This is a genomic window from Bacillus sp. 22483 (assembly GCF_052044605.1).
Classification (GTDB): Bacteria; Bacillota; Bacilli; order Bacillales; family Bacillaceae; genus Bacillus; species Bacillus altitudinis.
Window position 1 is genome coordinate 76050 of the sequence record NZ_JBQENU010000005.1, and the last position, 17518, is coordinate 93567.

The following is a 17518-nucleotide window of genomic DNA, read 5'->3' on the forward strand; positions in this document are numbered from 1 at the left end:
GAATCAGCATTACATTTTGTTGGCGAATTTCTGTCTTTTTTAAAATTTTTTTATATGAAGAATTATTCTAAGGCTTGAGGGATTCTTATTTTTATACTCAAACCGAAAATCCCTGTCATAATAAAAGAAGAAGGAAAGGGGATGTGTTGAATGAGAACGATTGAAAATGATCTGTTATTGGTTCAAATCAATGAGAGAGGTGCCGAGGTGAGAGAGGTGCTTCATAAAGAAAGTGGACGTCAATATATGTGGTCTGGTGACCCTGCTTATTGGGGCAGGGTGTCGCCCGTCTTATTTCCGATTGTCGGACGGTTGAAGGATGATCAATACAAGATAGACGATCAAACGTATCAACTCTCGCAGCATGGATTTTTGCGTGATGTTGATTTTGAACTATTTGAAGAAGCAAAAGATCAGGTGGTTTTTCAATATCAATCAAATGGCCGTCACACGTCACAATATCCGTATGAATTTACAGCGCGCATCAGTTATGCACTGTCGGAAAATGGACTAACGATTTCCTGGGAAATTGTTCATGAAGGAGATGGCACGATGTATTTCTCGATTGGCGGGCATCCGGCATTTCATGTCCCGCTTGTTGAAGGCGAGCAGACAGCTGATTATTCACTCACATTGGCACCTTCCACCGAACATGATCCAGTCCAATATGAACTTCATGATTCACTTGTGAGAGAGAAGGAGAAAGGTGTTGAGTTTGAGCCGATTCAACTTCGCCCAGAACTTTTTCAGAACGATGCAATGATCTTTAGTCATATTGATCAAGTATCATTGATTTCTCAAGCAGGTCACGGCGTTGAGGTCGATCTCAGTGGTTTTCCGTTCGTTGGTATTTGGTCTCCATATGATCAAGAAAAGGGAACAATGGCTCCTTTTGTTTGTATTGAGCCTTGGTATGGGATCGCTGATATGGAAGGGACAAATGGGCAGTATAAGGAGAAATTCGGCATTCAAACCTTAGAGAAGCAAGAGACCTTTCACGCAGCTTACACCATTTTCTTTAAATGAACATTTGTGCATGGTGAAGTGAACAATTTGTTATGATAGAGGAAAAAAGGAGGCGTACGAATGGATCGGGACAAACAGCAATTAAGTATTGAAGCAGCAAGGCTCTATTACTTATCTGATTACAGTCAGCAGGAAATCGCCAAGCAGCTTGACCTGTCGAGGCCAACGGTGTCTCGTCTGCTTCAGTATGCGAAGGAAAAAGGGTACGTCCAAATTACAGTGATGGACCCATTTGAGGATTTAAATGAGCTGTCCTTATTGCTGAAAGAAAAATATGATCTGCTCGAGGCTCATGTGGTATTTTCACCAAAGGACGATTATCCAACGATTACGGATTACTTGAGCCGGTTTGGTGCAGATTATCTTCAGAATACGGTGAAAGACGGCGATATCGTTGGAGTGAGCTGGGGCACCACGATGTATCAAATTGCTCAAAAGATGCAACCTAAACAGGTAAAAGGGGTAGAAGTTGTTCAGTTGAAAGGTGGAATCAGCCATTCACATGTGAATACATATTCTGCGGAAACGATTCAGCTGTTTGCATCAGCTTTTCAAACGGCACCACGCTATTTGCCACTGCCTGTTGTGTTCGATAGTGCCGCCGTTAAAGAGATGGTCGAACAGGACAGACATATTCATCGCATTATTGAAATGGGCAAACAGGCAAATATCGCTGTGTTTACTGTTGGGACGGTAAGAGATGAGGCGCTTTTGTTTAGGCTTGGTTATTTCCGTGAAGAAGAAAAGGCGTTGCTCAAGACATCCAGTGTCGGAGATATCTGTTCACGTTTTTATGATCAAGAAGGACGCATTTGCAGTGAAGCGATTAACAATCGCACAATCGGTGTGGAGCTGGATGATTTGAGAACAAAAGAGCGCTCCATTCTTGTTGCTGGTGGACATCGAAAGGTTGCCTCTATCCATGGGGCGCTGAGAGGAAAATATGCGAACGTATTGATGATCGATCAGCACACAGCAAGAGCTCTTTTAAATGTCACAAAATAGATGAACAAAATTTCATAACTATATTTACAATTGTTCAATAGTCATTTAAGATGAAAGTATCATATTTAAAAGGAAGTGTGAATCATGACAATAGCAAAGCTCATTGATCATACAGCACTAAAACCAGATACATCTAAAGCTGCGATCATGCAGTTACTAGAAGAAGCAAAGACATATCAATTTGCTTCCGTTTGTGTGAACCCAACTTGGGTATCTCTTGCGGCGAAAGAACTAGAAGGAACAGGCGTTGATGTATGTACAGTCATCGGTTTCCCGTTAGGTGCAAACACAACAGCAGTGAAAGCATTTGAAACAAAGGATGCCATTGAAAACGGTGCAACTGAAGTGGACATGGTCATCAATATTGCGGCATTGAAAGATGGCGAATATGATGCAGTTGAACAAGATATTCGTGCCGTTGTAGATGCAGCAAAAGGTAAAGCCTTAGTGAAAGTCATCATTGAAACTTGTTTACTCACAGATGAAGAGAAAGTACGAGCTTGTGAACTTTCTGTAAAAGCTGGCGCTGATTTCGTCAAAACATCGACTGGATTTAGTACAGGCGGTGCAACAGCTGAGGACATCGCATTAATGCGTAAAACAGTTGGACCTGACATCGGTGTCAAAGCATCAGGCGGCGTGAGAACAAAAGAAGACGTAGAAGCGATGACAGCTGCAGGCGCAACCCGTATTGGTGCCAGTGCAGGCGTTTCCATTATTAAAGGGGATCAATCAGCTCCTTCTAAAGACTATTAATTCATACGATCCTATGGTAGGATAACAATCATGACTCATTAGATGATGAAAAAGTCATATGCGGAAGGATCTCATTTCTGGGATTTTCTTCCGCAATTTGTTTGCGAAATAGGGTTTGTTCCATACAAGCACATTAATGTAAACGAATTCATTCAAGGAGGAAAAACATGAAATACGTCATTGGTATTATCGGTTTGCTGGTGATTCTCGCCATTGCATGGCTGGCAAGTAACGGGAAAAAGCGAGTGAAATTCCGTCCAGTCATTGTCATGATTGTACTGCAATTTATTTTAGGTTATATTCTGCTCAATACAGGTGTTGGGAACTTCCTAGTCGGGGGCTTTGCAAAAGGATTCCAAATGCTTCTAGGCTATGCAGGTGAAGGGATCAACTTCGTATTTGGCGGTTTAATGAATGATAATGCATCAACTTTCTTTATCAATGTCTTGCTGCCGATCGTCTTCATTTCTGCCTTGATTGGTATCCTGCAGCATTGGCGTATCCTTCCGCTGATCGTACGCGGAATTGGGTATTTGCTTAGTAAAGTCAATGGAATGGGGAAACTAGAATCTTACAACGCCGTAGCGTCAGCGATTTTAGGTCAATCCGAAGTGTTCATTTCCATTAAGAAACAGCTTGGATTATTACCTCAACAGCGTCTTTATACATTGTGTGCATCTGCGATGTCGACTGTATCAATGTCCATTGTCGGTGCGTATATGCAAATGATTAAACCGGAGTACGTTGTTACAGCACTTGTGCTGAACCTATTTGGTGGATTTATTATTGCGTCTATCATCAATCCATATGAAGTGTCTAAAGACGAAGACATGCTTGAAGTCGTAGAAGAAGAAAGACAATCTTTCTTCGAAATGCTCGGCGAATACATTATGGATGGTTTCAAAGTAGCCATTGTTGTGGCTGCGATGTTGATTGGATTCGTTGCATTAATTGCGATGATTAATGGTATTTTCACAGCTGCCATCGGTGTTTCTTTCCAAGATGTACTTGGATATGTGTTTGCACCATTTGCGTTTATTGTTGGTGTACCATGGAGCGAAGCAGTACAAGCAGGAAGTATTATGGCGACCAAGATGGTGTCTAACGAATTTGTGGCGATGCAAATTCTTTCTGGCGATGCCTTCCATTTCACTGCTCGTACAGAAGCGATCATTTCTGTATTCCTTGTGTCATTTGCGAACTTCTCGTCTATCGGTATCATTGCTGGAGCAGTGAAAGGCTTAAATGAAAAACAAGGAAACGTTGTCGCACGCTTTGGATTAAAGCTGTTATTCGGTGCAACACTCGTCAGCTTCTTAACAGCAGGCGTTGTCGGTTTGATTTACTAAACTAAAAAAGGAATGGTGAAAACAATGAGAATGGTAGATATCATTGCGAAAAAACGTGACGGAAAAGAATTATCTTCAGAGGAAATTTCTTTCTTTGTCAAAGGTTATACGGACGGAACAATTCCTGACTACCAAGCAAGTGCCTTGGCGATGGCGATTTTCTTCCAAGATATGACGGATCAAGAACGTGCAGATTTAACACTCGCTATGGCAAACTCAGGGGACACAATTGACCTGTCTGCTATCGACGGCATTAAAGTAGACAAGCATTCAACAGGCGGTGTAGGCGATACAACAACGCTTGTACTCGCTCCTCTTGTTGCAGCACTTGATGTACCTGTTGCAAAAATGTCTGGGCGTGGTCTTGGACATACGGGTGGAACAGTCGACAAGCTAGAGGCAGTCAAAGGCTTCCACGTTGAAATTACAAAAGACGAGTTCATCGAGCTGGTGAACCGTCATAAAGTAGCGGTCATTGGACAATCAGGCAACCTGACACCTGCTGATAAAAAACTGTATGCCCTTCGTGATGTAACAGGAACTGTTAACTCCATCCCGCTCATTGCAAGCTCGATTATGAGTAAGAAAATCGCTGCTGGCGCAGATGCAATCGTATTAGATGTGAAAACAGGTGCAGGTGCTTTCATGAAAACACCTGAAGACTCTGAGAAGCTTGCAAAAGCAATGGTTCGTATTGGAAATAATGTTGGCAGACAAACGATGGCTGTCATCTCAGACATGTCTCAGCCGCTAGGATTAGCGATAGGAAATTCCCTTGAAGTGAAAGAGGCGATTGACACGCTTAAAGGCGAAGGCCCTGAAGACTTAAACGAGCTTGTGCTCACATTAGGAAGTCAAATGGTCGTTCTTGCGAAAAAAGCAGAGACACTTGATGAAGCAAGAGAAAAGCTAATTGAAGTCATGAAAAACGGCAAAGCACTTGAGAAATTCAAGGAATTTTTAGAAAACCAAGGTGGAGACGGCTCGATTGTAGATCAACCGGAAAAACTGCCACAAGCACCTTATCAAATCGAAGTGCCGGCAAAAGAATCAGGTGTGATCGCTGAAATCGTCGCAGACGAAATCGGTGTTGCAGCGATGATTCTTGGAGCAGGACGTGCAACAAAAGAAGACGATATCGACCTATCTGTTGGCATCATGCTCAACAAAAAAGTAGGCGATCGTGTAGAAAAAGGCGAATCTCTCGTGACGCTGCATGCAAACCGTGAGGATGTAGCGAATGTCATGGAGAAAATTTATGACAACATCCGCATCGCTGACCATGCCGATGCTCCGACTTTGATTCATACAGTAATTACAGAATAAAGAGAAAAAGACAAAAGTGATGAATCGCTTTTGTCTTTTTTTATGTAAATTTTAGGTAGCGCTTCTTCTAGATATGATAAGTTAGATGAGTGGGAGGGGATATACCATGAGAATGCTCAAACTCATTCTCTTTATTTTTGTTGTCTTGATGATTATTGGATTTATCAGCTACTATGTGGGACCAACATCGACACCAAGTTCTTAAGGCGAGCAAAAGCTCGTCCCAGCGTGAAGACAAACCCTCGCATTCGGTGTCAGTCCTGCACGCTGGTTCTCACGAATGTCAAATTCGTTCCGCTCCATTGCTCGTCCTTCCTAGACTGCAAAGGTTTTCTTTCACGCTGAAAAGAAGACAAAGGGCTAAAATAAACTACATTTTAGCCCTTTGTCTACTGTCTGAGACGAGCAAAAGCTCGTCTTTTTTAATTGAAATAAAAAATTTCACTTTATGAAACAAACCTCTTGCAATCATGAAATAATGGGTGTATATTAGTTGACGAGTCAATGATTGATATATCAACTAATTGATCTGAATAGAAAAGAGGGGATGGCATTGACTGCATTTTGCTCTGAAGAAGCAGAGGTATTATATCGTTTGCAGTGCGTGAACCGTATGATGGGTGTGAAGTTCGAAGCATGCACGGGCATCAGCCAATCAAGACTGGAGTTGCTATCACTGTTATTCCAAGCCGACGAAATCAGCCAATCCGATTTGCAGAAAAAAGTAAATATTGATAGTGCGGCTGTGACGCGTCACTTAAAACAGTTAGAAACAAAAGGAATGGTCACGCGCAGAAGAAAGCCGGAAGATAATCGCGTCACGCTTGTTCGTCTGACAGATGAAGGCAGAACAAGAATCGAAGCTTCTAAAAAAGAAAAAGAACGATTTATCTCAGAAATGCTTGAAAACGTAAGTGATGAAGAACGAAAGCTTCTCACTGATGTGCTCATCCGTATACAACAAAACATCGAAAAGATTCAAACAACCTAAAGGAGTGTTACACATGGCTACAACATTAAAAACAAACGATTTTATGGATATTATGAAAGGGCGCCGCTCCATTCGTAACTATGATCCAGCAGTGAAAATTAGCAAAGAAGAAATGACGGAGATTTTAGAAGAGGCAACAACAGCACCATCATCAGTGAATGCACAGCCTTGGCGCTTCATGGTCATTGACAGCCCAGAAGGAAAAGAAAAGCTTGCACCACTCGCAAAATTCAACCAAACACAAGTAGCTACATCATCAGCTGTCATCGCAGTGTTTGCAGATATGAAAAACAATGAATACTTAGAAGAAATTTATTCAAAAGCAGTAGAAAATGGCTACATGCCGCAGGAAGTAAAAGAAAGACAAATTGCTGCATTAACTGCACATTTTGAAGCTCTTCCAGAGCAAGTGAATCGTGAAACGATCTTAATTGACGGTGGACTTGTGTCAATGCAGCTGATGCTTGCTGCTCGTGCGCATGGTTATGATACAAACCCAATTGGCGGATATGACAAAGAAGTCATCGCTGAAACATTCGGCTGGGATAAAGAGCGCTATGTACCAGTTATGCTTCTATCCATTGGGAAAGCGGCTGACGAAGGTTATGCTTCTTACCGTTTACCGATCGATCGCATCACAGAGTGGAAATAATTTTTAAAAAAAGGGAGACGATCATATGATTATTATTCATGCAGGGATGACCATTCATCCAGAGAAAGAAAACGTATTTCTAGAAGAAATCAACGGTTTAATGAAAGCTTCACAGGAAGAAGCAGGCAATGTGTCCTACAAGCTTTTCAAGGATACAGAGAAAGAAAACACCTTTTTAATGGTCGAAGTGTGGAAAGATGAAGCAGCGGTTCAAAGCCATAATGCAAGTGCACATTTCCAAGCTTTCGTCGCAAAGGCAAAAGAATTTTTAGCCGCTCCACTTGATGTTGTTGCATATCAAGGAGAGCAGCTTTCATAGAAAAACAACAAACACCCTAGGCATTTATAGCCTAGGGTTCTTTTATTTTCGACAATTCGTTCCACCTATTTCAATCTCGTATTGTGCATTTTCCACAAAGTTTCTGAAAATAAAATGTTTTTCGACTTAAGTATATTGGAATATGCTAGAATTAGATATTATTTATTACCAAATTAGGGAGGAACCAATATGAAAAAAGGGAAATGGACGAGCATCGCACTAACAGCTGTCCTCAGTTTAGGCACATTGACAGCTTTCAGCACCCCTCTATCTGCCCACACCTCAGAAAAGTCAACATCCTCAGATGGTGGTCATTATTCAGGTATTCCATTCGACGCAAGTGTTGTCAATGAAGACCGCCTCATCAAAGCCTTGAAAAAACAAGGAAAGATCAAAAAGAATGCCAATGAGGCAGAAACCCAAAAAGCATTAAAGAACTACCTAAAGAAAAAAGAAGAAGCAGCGATGAAACAAAGCGCAAGTACCTTAACAGAAGAACCTGAATTCCTAAAAGAATACAAACAAAATGTACATAATAAACTAGCCAAAAAGAAAAAGTTAAAGAAGCATAAAGGAAAAGAAGGCAATCAAGTAAAGCCGGTGAAAAAGGAAAAATATAAAGGCGACGTCCGTAATGATAAAGTTTTGGTATTATTAGTAGATTTTAAAGATTATAAGCATAATAGTATTAAAAAAGAAGAGACTGATATGTACTATGACAAGTATGATCAGCAGCATTACCAAGACATGCTTTTCGGAAAAAATGGCTACATCGGTCCAGATGGTAAAAGAAAAGTTTCTATGAAGCAATATTATGAAAAGCAGTCTGGTGGAAGTTATACGATTAGTGGAACAGTAGCTGGATGGTATACAGCCAAGCATGAAGCAGCATATTATGGCGGGAACGTACCAGACGAATCAGGCAGTGACGGCAGACCGCGCGAATTGGTGAAAGAAGCCCTCGAAGCAGCGGCAAAGGATCCAAACATTGACCTTGGTGAATATGATCAATGGGACCGCTATGATATGGATGGGGACGGTGTTTATAATGAGCCGGACGGTATCATTGACCACCTCATGGTTGTACACGCTGGCGTAGGTGAAGAAGCTGGCGGCGGACAGCTTGGCTCTGACGCGATTTGGTCGCATCGCTGGTCACTTGGTGATGTATTTGAGATTCCAAACACTGAATCAGAAGTGGGTCAAGGCGGAAAGTTAGGCGCTCTAGATTATACGATTGAGCCTGAAGATGGCGCAGCAGGTGTGTTCACACATGAATTTGGACATGATCTTGGTCTGCCTGATGAATACGATACACAATACACAGGCAGAGGAGAGCCCGTTTCTTATTGGTCTATCATGTCAAGCGGAAGCTGGGCAGGTAAAGTACCTGGTACGGAACCAACAGGTTTTAGTCCATATGCAAAAGAAATGCTTCAAAACTTGCATGGCGGCAACTGGCTTTCTGGAAAAACCATTGATGGTAAGACATTAACAAAAAGCAAAACAGTTTTAATCGATGAAGCAGCAACAAAAGGAACCAACCATGATGCGGTTCGAGTCGATTTGCCAGATAAAGAGATTGTGGTCACTCAGCCTGCACAAGGGCAATATTCATACTTCAGCGGAACAGGTGACAATTTGAATGCTACCATGACGACATCTGGGATTGATTTGTCGAAGGGAAGCAAAGCCGAGCTCACGTTTAAAGCATGGTACGATATCGAAGAAGATTATGACTATGCGTATGTAGAAGTTCGTGAAACTGGGACAGACAAATGGACAACCATTGCTGGTAATATTACGAATGATCGAAATGAGGCAGGAGCGAATGAAGGCAATGGCATCGATGGAAAATCAGATGGATGGGTAGATGCATCTTTTGACCTTTCTGCTTATGCAGGGAAGAAGATCGATCTGCAATTCCGCTATACAACAGATGCAGGATATTCACTGCCAGGTTTATTTGTAGATGATCTAAAGATTACAGCAGATGGAGCAAAAGTGTGGTCAGATGATGCCGAGGGAACGTCCACGTTCACTTTTAATGGATTCTCTCAATCTAATGGAAAACAATATGCCGCTCAGTATTATTTACTAGAATGGCGCTCTTATGCTGATGTCGATAAAGGCTTAAAGCATATCAAACGAGGAGCAAGTCTGATGAGCTATAATAACGGTTTGGTCGTGTGGTACGTCGATCAATCGTACAGTGATAACTGGGTTGGAAAACATCCAGGGAACGGCTTCCTTGGAGTCGTAGATGCAGATCAACAAGTGTTGAAATGGAGTGACGGCTCTATTGCAGCGACAGGTTTCCAAGTACATGATGCAGCATTCTCTTTGAATCCAAGCACGAAGCTGAATATTGATTATACAGCGACAACAGGCTTAACCTTAGAGGATCGCTATATCCGCCCAACGCGTACATTTAGTGATAAAAAGAACTATGTGAATCCAAATAACCCGGATGCAGGACGTGATGTGCCAACATACGGCCTATCCTTTAAAGTCGTCGGACAAAGTAAGGACCGTTCTGTTGGAAAGGTATTAATTTCTAAAAGCAACTAAACAAAAAGCCGGATTCTATCCATGAATCCGGCTTTTTGATACGTTAAGACATGGATTTTTAGCGTATGACTCGTCTTTGATCGAATGTTTGTTCTTTTTTATTTTGATATCCGAATGAAACCATTATATAATAGAGGTTGGAAGGTTTTTCTTTCATTCAATGTTCTTTTTAGTTGTTAAAAAACCAAGAAAGGATGAGCGTTACCAATGAGTTGTGTCACTGCCAAGCAATTAAAGGTGATTCGAGGGACGATGCAGACTTTTTGCAGCCATTTAGAGTATGATGGCCACGGTAAGCTTCATATTAATACCATCATGGCTTTTATTAAAAAGGAATTTGGTGTAAGAAAAATGAAAGACATTCCACAAAGTCGTTTTCATGAGGCGTTAGAGCTAATCCAAGACTTTGATTTATACACGGACAAAATACAAATACGAGACCGTCTATCAGAAAGGAATTCACTAAATTGAATATTTTAGCAATGATTTTAGTAGGAATTGTCGCTTTAGAGCACATTGTCATCATGTTACTAGAAATGTTTTTTATGGAATCAAAAATGGCGAAAAGATCTTTCAATCTGCCTGAACACTTACAAAAGGATCCAAATGTGAAAGTGATGTTTGCTAATCAAGGGCTATACAATGGCTTTCTAGCTGCTGGACTCATTTGGGGGCTCATTCTTGGTTCGAATACCGTAGGATATATGATTCAGCTATTTTTCGTTCTTTGTGTATTCATCGCAGCAGTATTTGGCGGTGTGACGTCTAATAAATCGATTATCATCAAACAAGGGTTACCAGCTTTTCTTGCATTAATTGCACTTATCCTGGCTATATAATCCTATCAGCGTGATAGAAAACCTTTGCAGTTTAGGAAGGACGAGCATCGGAGTGAATTTGACATTGGTGAGCACCGAAGCGCAGGACTGACACTGAATGCGAGGGTTTGTCTACACGGTAAAGCCGCCCTAGAGGGCGGCTTTTATCTTTTACGCATTCCCATCAAACGAATAATGGACGTAAGACAAAGGGCAACAGCGACAGCCAATATGATTTTTCCATACATGACGCCCGTAAGATTCATTAAAAAGACAGCCAATATGATACAGAGCGTGATGATAATCATCACAATCGAATAGGTTTTCATCTCTTTTTCCACTCCTTTTAAATTCCCTCTAGCGCAAGAGGTCTGTCAATTGTTTCTCATATTATATCATTTCATCACAATTTTACATGAAATTCCCTGTCAATAGAATGTGACAGAATGATTAGATTTGAAGTGAGGCTATATTTTTTAAAAAATCGGGTATAACATAAAGAGTTGTATCCAAGTCTGATTGCTTGATATTTAATTGTGCAAAATATAAAATAGTCACATGATAAATAGAAAGGATGATAAAGTTGAGCAAGAACGTTTTATTAGTATCCACAAGCAGCTCAGAAATGAACGGACACCCAACAGGCTTATGGCTAGAAGAATTGGCCGAGCCATTTCATATTTTTAAAGAAAATGGACTCAACGTGCAAATTGTTTCAATAAAAGGTGGAACAGTACCGATCGATAAAAATTCAATTCCTGAAGGAGTTCCAGCACAATATCAAGATGTGTATGAATTACTTCAAGACACAAAGGCACTGACCGATGTAAACCCAGCTGAGTATGATGGCATTTTCTTTGCTGGAGGACATGGCCCAATGATCGACTTTGCGTCCAATCAATTGGTTGCCGATGCGATCTTAGCGATTTCAGACAAAAATGGAGCCGTTGGGGCAGTTTGCCATGGCGTTTCTGCCTTTGTTGATGTGAAGGATCGTGATGGAAAATCATTTATCGACGGCAAGAAAATAACAGGATTCACAAATGAGGAAGAGGATGCTGTTCAATTGACATCTAAAGTTCCATTTTTATTGGAAACAAAACTTCGCGAGCAAGGGGCAGCATTTGAAAAAGGCGATGCATTTGCGCCATTCGCCGTTGTAGACGGACAAATCATTACTGGACAAAATCCAGGATCAAGTGCAGAAACAGCACGTTTATTTGTCAAAACCATTGCATAAATCATCAAAAAACCAGTCGTGACGCATACGGCTGGTTTTTTGTTATAAAAATTTCCTAAAAAAGCCCAAAACAAGTATTAGAAAAATGGTAAAATAATCACAGGGTAAAAAACCCAAATTAGGGAAAAGGGGATGTTCCTGTGAGAGCATTTTATGTCAAAATCACCGCCGCCTTACTGTCTATTTTATTGATCACAACAGGTTTATTTTCACCAGCAATCAAAGCAGAAGATGCACCAAAATCAAGTGAAAAAGTATCGCCACTGACTGAAAAAGCCATTCAGCAAGTGCAAGAGTCGTTTGAAAAGCAGGATAAAGGGACTGCGGTTCAACAGAAGGAAGTAAAAAAATCATTTAAAGTAGATAAGAAAAAGGGAATAAGTATTAAACGAAAAGCGGCTGCAGATGGAAAGATGCGCACGTCTGCCGTTCGCTCTATTGATGGACTAGCCATTAATCAATCGGCAGTTTTAAACGAGGAAGATCCAGTTGATTTATGGTTCTTAAGTACATCGTCCCCTCAGGCGCTCATCAGCCGGATTACCTCTCCAAATGCTGATTATTTCGTTCAGTTATTTGTTATTGATTATGAAGAAGGACAAGCTTATCCAACCGATCTGATTCAACCGGCAGGCAGTCTGCTTGCGTTAAGCAATTTACCAGCGGGGGATTATGCGTTTGGTATTACTAGCGGTGGAGACTTTGGAGACTCATATACATTACAGGTGAATGCAAAAAACCCACCAAATTTCACAGGTGCTGAATCCCTGTCATCAACATTGCAATACTTTGTTGCTTCGTATGCCAATGGGGATGTTTTCGCAAATGGTACAAAAGTGTATAACAAACAATCTAAGACCGCCGATTATAAATGGAAGCGTGTATTTTATTTCTCATATGATGGAAAATATCAACAGAGAACGCATTCTGTTGACAGTGTAAAAGTGAAGAGTATTTCGGCACCAGTATCGTACTCTGCTCCATATGCGAGTTCCTCTGAGGCCATTCTTGTCTACTTAGATGTGGAGACATTATTTATGTATCATGAATCATCGTTTGCTAGTGGGCAGTACTACCATAGCAGCTTTGTTGATACTCTCGGAAAGACAACGCCAAGGCGTTTAGACATTGATGACCTGACAAATTACGGCGATCATATTTTGGCTGTTGATTTAAAGACAGGAAAGCCAATTGATTTCTTCAGTGTCCTTAATTTCTACTATGCAGCAGGGATCGAGAAGCTGCCAACGATCAATACATTGAATTAAGATCGGCGGTTGACATCAAATCGCCACATGTGTAGAGTAAAGATAATTAAATGACAAAAGTCCACTAGGGGAGTCATGTATGACTGAGACAAGAGGAAATTTTGGACCCTTTGAACCTGATCTAGTTTGTACTAGCGGAGGGAAGTGGAGCTGGACCTTGTCTTATTCATGATTGAATCGATAAGAAGGCCGCTCCATTTGGGGTGGCTTTTTCATTTATTCAACTGAAAAAGAGGAGGCTTTTTTTATGACATTTTCAACCCAATTAAGGCAAGAAGCAGAACCATTATTTGAAGCGATTTATCAGCATCCGTTTGTGAGAGGACTCGCAGCAGGAGAACTCGAAAAGGAACAGATCATTCATTATGTCAAACAGGATGCAGAATATTTAAATGCCTTTATTAAAATTTATGCGGCAGCCATCAGCAGATGTACAGACAGAGAGGACATTACCTTTTTCCATCAACAAATGGCTTTTGTCCTTGATAGTGAGACACATCCTCATCAAAACCTTTGCCGAGTGGCAGGTGTCGCTTATGATGAACTGCAAGGGGCGTCTTTGGCGCCAAGTGCCCATCACTATATTCATCACATGCTGCAAGTCGCCGAGGAAGGGACGCTAGGAGAAATCATTGCGGTTTTGCTCCCTTGCCCTTGGACCTATTGGGAAATAGGCAAACGAATGCTTAAAGATGTTGAGCCCGACCCTGCCCATCCATTCTATGAGTGGATTACGTTTTATGGCGGGTTAACGGACTCTGTTACAGTGGAGCTTTGCAAACGGCTTGATCAGTGGGCGGAAGGAGCAAGTGAGAAGGAAAAGGAGAAAATGAAACAGCACTTCATCTTAAGCTGTCAGCTTGAGTATAAATTTTGGGACATGGCCTTTACTGTCGAAGAGTGGCCTGTCCAAATGGAGGTGCATTCTTCATGACATGGAAGATGAAAGAAGTCGTTCTTGCTGTCATTTTATCAGTGGCATGCGGAGTCATCTATTTAGGGTGGTCGACTCTTTATTTACCGATTACAGCCCTTGTCGGTCCAGCAGGAGGCAACATCATGTTCGGAATTTGGGTCATTGCCAGTCCAATCGTTGCTTACATTATCCAAAAGCCTGGCGCTGCCCTCATCGCAGAAACAGCTGCCGCTGCCGTGGAATTACTGACAGGCAGCCACTTCGGTCTTTCTGCGCTTTTGATTGGTGTATGCCAAGGACTTGGAGCAGAAATCGCCTTCGCTCTATTTGGCTATAAGCGATATCGCATGTGGACACTCATGTTGTCTGGTGCCTTTGCAGCAGTAGGGGCAATGGCATATAGCCTCATTGCCAATGGATTCGGCTATTACACGCCTCAAGTGTTACTCATGACACTTGTCACTCAAGTCATCAGCGGTATGTTACTCGGCGGTTGCTTGGCAAAGGTTGTGGTGGATGCTTTATCTAAAACGGGTGTGCTGAATCAATATGCCATCATGAAAGAAAAACGAAGTAAGGGTGACCAGCATGGATTCATTTCTCGCGTGCAGTAATCTCACTGTCCGTTTTTATGAACAGCCGAATCCCGTTCTTCATCAAGTATCTCTTTCTATTCAAAAGGGGGAAAAGGTGCTGATATTAGGACCAAGTGGAAGCGGGAAATCTACGCTGATTTCTGTGCTTGCTGGCATTATTCCAGAGCATATGGAAGCTGAAGTACAGGGAGAAGTGATGCGGCAAAGGCATACTGGTGTCATGTTTCAAGACCCAGATTCGCAGTTTTGTATGCACCGAGTCAATGAAGAAATTGCGTTTAGCTTAGAGAATCGATCTGTCCCTCGAGAACAAATGGATGATATGATTCAGCATCTCATGAAAAAAGTACAGCTGGATGTCGACCCAAACACAGATATTCATACCTTATCTGGCGGAATGAAGCAGCGGTTGGCGCTTGCTTGTTTACTAGCATTAGAGCCAGATGTCCTGTTCTTTGATGAACCGACAGCACAGCTTGATCCAGCAGGAAGAATGGAGATATTTCAATTACTTCAGCAGCTTTCAGCTGAACAGAATCAGACGATGATTTTTGTGGAGCATGTGTTAGACGGTGTCATCGAGTGGATGGATCGGGTGATCTTATTAGATCATCAAGGTCGTATCATAGCAGATGGAACGCCAAAAGACGTGATGAACACATTTGAGGGAGAAATGAAAGAAGCCGGCATTTGGCGTCCGAAAATATTTCCCGAGAAATGGTCCACTATCGTACAAGATCCGTTTCATCCACTGAGTCAAACACTCTTGCAAACCTTTGAGGCGAGAAAAGAACGTCATGAGAAATTGTCATCAACAGATCGAGAGGTCATTATTCGCACAGATCATCTACAATTAAGCTACGGGAAAAAAAGCATTATAGATGACCTGCACCTTAATATAAAAGCAGGAGATTGGGTTGCGATCATCGGTGAAAATGGCAGCGGAAAAAGTACGTTTCTTAAACATGTCATCCGTTTAGAACCAATAAAGAAAGGTCACATTTTCTTAAAAGGAAAACACCTGAAAAAGTGGTCTGACCGAACATTATATGAAAAAGCAGGCTTTGTATTTCAAAATCCAGAACTTCAATTTATACAGGACACAGTGTTTGATGAAATCGCATTTGGTGGGAGACAGCCAAATTGGCCAGAGTCTGTTGTGCAAGAAAAAACGAATCAGCTATTGGCAGAGTTCGGCCTAGAGAAGCATAGAGACGTGCATCCTTTCACCTTAAGCTTAGGACAAAAAAGAAGATTAAGTGTTGCCACGATGCTTCTTTTTGATCAGGATGTACTCATTTTAGATGAGCCGACCTTCGGGCAGGATGAGAAAACGGCGAGGGAGTTAATCCGGCGTTTAAAAGAACGTCAACGACAAGGCACCACTATTATCATGGTCACACATGATATGGAACTCGTTGATGAGTGCGCTGATCAGGTGCTTGTTTTTCATCAAGGGGAGCATGTTTATGATGGTACGCCTTTTGATTTATTTTCTCATCAGGAACTTGTCACTTCCTGTGGGCTGAGAGTGCCGTTACATTATCGCTATATGGCTGAAAGAAAGGAAGTGATGACGATTGCAAAGTAATCACTCCTTTCTATCCACTGTAAATCCAGTCATGAAATTACTCGCCCATCTCCTTGCGATGTGCTGTCTGATGGCGATTTCTGATCCTAAAACGACGTTCATCATCTGGCTGTTTGCACTTGGAATTGGACTTGTCCTAGGCGGCTGGAATTTGAAATACCTCATCACCAGACTTGTACCTTATCTGCTCTTTTTCATTCTCGTGTTTTGGATGATGGCGGCCTTTGGCAAGGGAGATCATACAGTTTGGAAGTGGGCATGGTTTCATATCACGGAGGAGAGTTTAAGAAATGGGCTGACCATTTCTTTTAGAATGCTTGGGTTTGTGACATTTGGTCTCCTTTTTACATCAACAACTGATTTGACGGCCTTTATGATGAGCTTAATCCATCAATGCCGAATGTCACCCAAATGGGCATATGGGATGCTGGCAGGCTTCCGGTTTATCCCGTTGTTTCAAAGTGAATTGAAGCAAATGAAGGCTGCACATAAAATTAGAGGCTACAAGCAAAAAAACAGTTGGAAAGCCTTTATACGTTATGCACTCCCCCTTTTCACGCAAGGTGTACGGAAATCTGAACGACTAGCCATTGCGATGGAAGCAAGAGGCTTCACAGGGACGAGGGAGAGAACATATTATCATGTCATCAGCACATCATGGATCGACTGCATGTATCTTTTTTTCATCGTCATTAGTGTGTTGATATGCATCTTCTTCTTTTAAAAACAGCCACATTCTCTTGATAGAATGTGGCTGTTTTATATGTCTTAGGTCATTTGGTTGATATTAGTACACATTGCAGGCTGTAATAGATCATATAAAGAACCGATAAAGAGAGTGTACTGAGAAAAAGAGAGGATGAACGTGAGCGAATGTCACAGAGAATTGATAACATAATAGACGCTTTACCAATCGTTGGACTAGCTATGAGAGAGCAGCTAACCTTTTCTGTATTAGGAAAAGAGAAGGTTCTTTATTATCAGCAGCACGGGAACATTGACTTAGGGTTTAAAGCTGGGGATGTTGTAGCTCCCGGGTTCCAAAACTTTTCGATGTTGAAAAATGGGAGAGAGCCATCGTTTATCCAGATTCC

At 41.7% G+C, this 17518-nt stretch carries 17 protein-coding genes, 1 pseudogene and 1 riboswitch; of the genes and pseudogenes, 17 read left to right on the plus strand and 1 reads right to left on the minus strand.

Translation table 11 applies throughout. The features are described 5' to 3' along the window. The first annotated feature begins 150 nt into the window (after positions 1-150). From ACTJJQ_RS09395 to ACTJJQ_RS09445, 11 genes are all read left to right on the plus strand, one after another. The gene (locus ACTJJQ_RS09395; protein WP_048002488.1) at positions 151-1026 is read left to right on the plus strand and encodes an aldose 1-epimerase family protein; all 876 of its coding nucleotides are present in this window, start codon (positions 151-153) and stop codon (positions 1024-1026) included. A gap of 60 nt (positions 1027-1086) precedes the next feature. Then, a complete protein-coding gene (locus tag ACTJJQ_RS09400; protein WP_046526802.1) occupies positions 1087-2031 on the plus strand; it encodes a sugar-binding transcriptional regulator in 945 nt (314 codons plus the stop codon). A gap of 84 nt (positions 2032-2115) precedes the next feature. Next, positions 2116-2787: a deoxyribose-phosphate aldolase gene (gene deoC, locus ACTJJQ_RS09405; RefSeq protein ID WP_007498018.1), complete on the plus strand. Its 672-nt coding sequence runs from the start codon at positions 2116-2118 to the stop codon at positions 2785-2787. A gap of 167 nt (positions 2788-2954) precedes the next feature. Next, on the plus strand, positions 2955-4136 hold the full coding sequence (locus tag ACTJJQ_RS09410) for a NupC/NupG family nucleoside CNT transporter (protein ID WP_019743592.1): 1182 nt from the start codon (positions 2955-2957) through the stop codon (positions 4134-4136). Positions 4137-4160: 24 nt separating this feature from the next. Next, on the plus strand, positions 4161-5462 hold the full coding sequence (locus ACTJJQ_RS09415) for a pyrimidine-nucleoside phosphorylase (protein ID WP_039164991.1): 1302 nt from the start codon (positions 4161-4163) through the stop codon (positions 5460-5462). A gap of 547 nt (positions 5463-6009) precedes the next feature. Beyond that, positions 6010-6453, plus strand: coding sequence for a MarR family winged helix-turn-helix transcriptional regulator (locus tag ACTJJQ_RS09420; protein WP_045033720.1), 444 nt, complete (start codon positions 6010-6012; stop codon positions 6451-6453). 13 nt (positions 6454-6466) lie between these two features. Next, a complete protein-coding gene (locus tag ACTJJQ_RS09425) occupies positions 6467-7105 on the plus strand; it encodes a nitroreductase family protein (protein WP_017368360.1) in 639 nt (212 codons plus the stop codon). 25 nt (positions 7106-7130) lie between these two features. Continuing rightward, a complete protein-coding gene (locus tag ACTJJQ_RS09430) occupies positions 7131-7424 on the plus strand; it encodes a putative quinol monooxygenase (protein WP_008345714.1) in 294 nt (97 codons plus the stop codon). Between the two features lie 189 nt (positions 7425-7613). Next, entirely contained in the window at positions 7614-9995 is a 2382-nt protein-coding gene (locus ACTJJQ_RS09435) for an immune inhibitor A domain-containing protein (protein WP_100324611.1), read from the plus strand. Positions 9996-10202: 207 nt separating this feature from the next. Continuing rightward, positions 10203-10466, plus strand: coding sequence for an ORF6C domain-containing protein (locus tag ACTJJQ_RS09440; protein ID WP_008345710.1), 264 nt, complete (start codon positions 10203-10205; stop codon positions 10464-10466). Then, positions 10463-10834, plus strand: a complete 372-nt coding sequence (locus ACTJJQ_RS09445; RefSeq protein WP_007498006.1) for a DUF1304 domain-containing protein — start codon at positions 10463-10465, stop codon at positions 10832-10834. Before ACTJJQ_RS09440 ends, ACTJJQ_RS09445 begins: the two co-directional genes overlap by 4 nt. A gap of 143 nt (positions 10835-10977) precedes the next feature. On the opposite strand, the pseudogene ACTJJQ_RS09450 reads toward ACTJJQ_RS09445, so the two are convergent. Then, a pseudogene (locus tag ACTJJQ_RS09450) lies at positions 10978-11169 on the minus strand (hypothetical protein); the annotation flags it as partial. A gap of 227 nt (positions 11170-11396) precedes the next feature. On the opposite strand from ACTJJQ_RS09450, the gene ACTJJQ_RS09455 reads away from it, so the two are divergent. The 6 genes from ACTJJQ_RS09455 (at position 11397) to ACTJJQ_RS09480 (ending at position 17148) form a co-directional block, all read left to right on the plus strand. Further along, entirely contained in the window at positions 11397-12053 is a 657-nt protein-coding gene (locus tag ACTJJQ_RS09455) for a type 1 glutamine amidotransferase domain-containing protein (protein ID WP_017358640.1), read from the plus strand. A gap of 140 nt (positions 12054-12193) precedes the next feature. Beyond that, positions 12194-13321, plus strand: coding sequence for a hypothetical protein (locus tag ACTJJQ_RS09460; RefSeq protein WP_440600147.1), 1128 nt, complete (start codon positions 12194-12196; stop codon positions 13319-13321). Positions 13322-13377: 56 nt separating this feature from the next. Continuing rightward, a riboswitch (TPP riboswitch) is annotated at positions 13378-13481 on the plus strand. Positions 13482-13568: 87 nt separating this feature from the next. After that, the gene (gene tenA / locus ACTJJQ_RS09465) at positions 13569-14255 is read left to right on the plus strand and encodes a thiaminase II (protein ID WP_007498001.1); all 687 of its coding nucleotides are present in this window, start codon (positions 13569-13571) and stop codon (positions 14253-14255) included. Further along, positions 14252-14851, plus strand: coding sequence for an ECF transporter S component (locus ACTJJQ_RS09470; protein ID WP_019743666.1), 600 nt, complete (start codon positions 14252-14254; stop codon positions 14849-14851). Before tenA ends, ACTJJQ_RS09470 begins: the two co-directional genes overlap by 4 nt. Continuing rightward, the gene (locus tag ACTJJQ_RS09475; RefSeq protein WP_440600148.1) at positions 14826-16424 is read left to right on the plus strand and encodes an ABC transporter ATP-binding protein; all 1599 of its coding nucleotides are present in this window, start codon (positions 14826-14828) and stop codon (positions 16422-16424) included. Before ACTJJQ_RS09470 ends, ACTJJQ_RS09475 begins: the two co-directional genes overlap by 26 nt. Next, positions 16414-17148 carry an energy-coupling factor transporter transmembrane component T family protein gene (locus ACTJJQ_RS09480; RefSeq protein ID WP_041091251.1) on the plus strand — a complete coding sequence of 245 codons (735 nt, stop codon included), beginning with the start codon at positions 16414-16416 and terminating at the stop codon, positions 17146-17148. The genes ACTJJQ_RS09475 and ACTJJQ_RS09480 overlap by 11 nt, the downstream gene beginning before the upstream one ends. Positions 17149-17518 lie beyond the last annotated feature (370 nt).

Excerpts from the sequence above, each read along its gene's own strand:
- ACTJJQ_RS09435 (WP_100324611.1), top strand. The coding sequence starts at position 7,614 with ATGAAAAAAGGGAAATGGACGAGCATCGCACTAACAGCTGTCCTCAGT.
- ACTJJQ_RS09430 (WP_008345714.1), top strand. The coding sequence starts at position 7,131 with ATGATTATTATTCATGCAGGGATGACCATTCATCCAGAGAAAGAAAAC.
- ACTJJQ_RS09475 (WP_440600148.1), top strand. The coding sequence starts at position 14,826 with ATGGATTCATTTCTCGCGTGCAGTAATCTCACTGTCCGTTTTTATGAA.
- ACTJJQ_RS09395 (WP_048002488.1), top strand. The coding sequence starts at position 151 with ATGAGAACGATTGAAAATGATCTGTTATTGGTTCAAATCAATGAGAGA.
- ACTJJQ_RS09440 (WP_008345710.1), top strand. The coding sequence starts at position 10,203 with ATGAGTTGTGTCACTGCCAAGCAATTAAAGGTGATTCGAGGGACGATG.
- tenA (WP_007498001.1), top strand. The coding sequence starts at position 13,569 with ATGACATTTTCAACCCAATTAAGGCAAGAAGCAGAACCATTATTTGAA.
- ACTJJQ_RS09470 (WP_019743666.1), top strand. The coding sequence starts at position 14,252 with ATGACATGGAAGATGAAAGAAGTCGTTCTTGCTGTCATTTTATCAGTG.
- ACTJJQ_RS09425 (WP_017368360.1), top strand. The coding sequence starts at position 6,467 with ATGGCTACAACATTAAAAACAAACGATTTTATGGATATTATGAAAGGG.
- ACTJJQ_RS09420 (WP_045033720.1), top strand. The coding sequence starts at position 6,010 with ATGGCATTGACTGCATTTTGCTCTGAAGAAGCAGAGGTATTATATCGT.
- ACTJJQ_RS09410 (WP_019743592.1), top strand. The coding sequence starts at position 2,955 with ATGAAATACGTCATTGGTATTATCGGTTTGCTGGTGATTCTCGCCATT.
- ACTJJQ_RS09400 (WP_046526802.1), top strand. The coding sequence starts at position 1,087 with ATGGATCGGGACAAACAGCAATTAAGTATTGAAGCAGCAAGGCTCTAT.
- deoC (WP_007498018.1), top strand. The coding sequence starts at position 2,116 with ATGACAATAGCAAAGCTCATTGATCATACAGCACTAAAACCAGATACA.
- ACTJJQ_RS09415 (WP_039164991.1), top strand. The coding sequence starts at position 4,161 with ATGAGAATGGTAGATATCATTGCGAAAAAACGTGACGGAAAAGAATTA.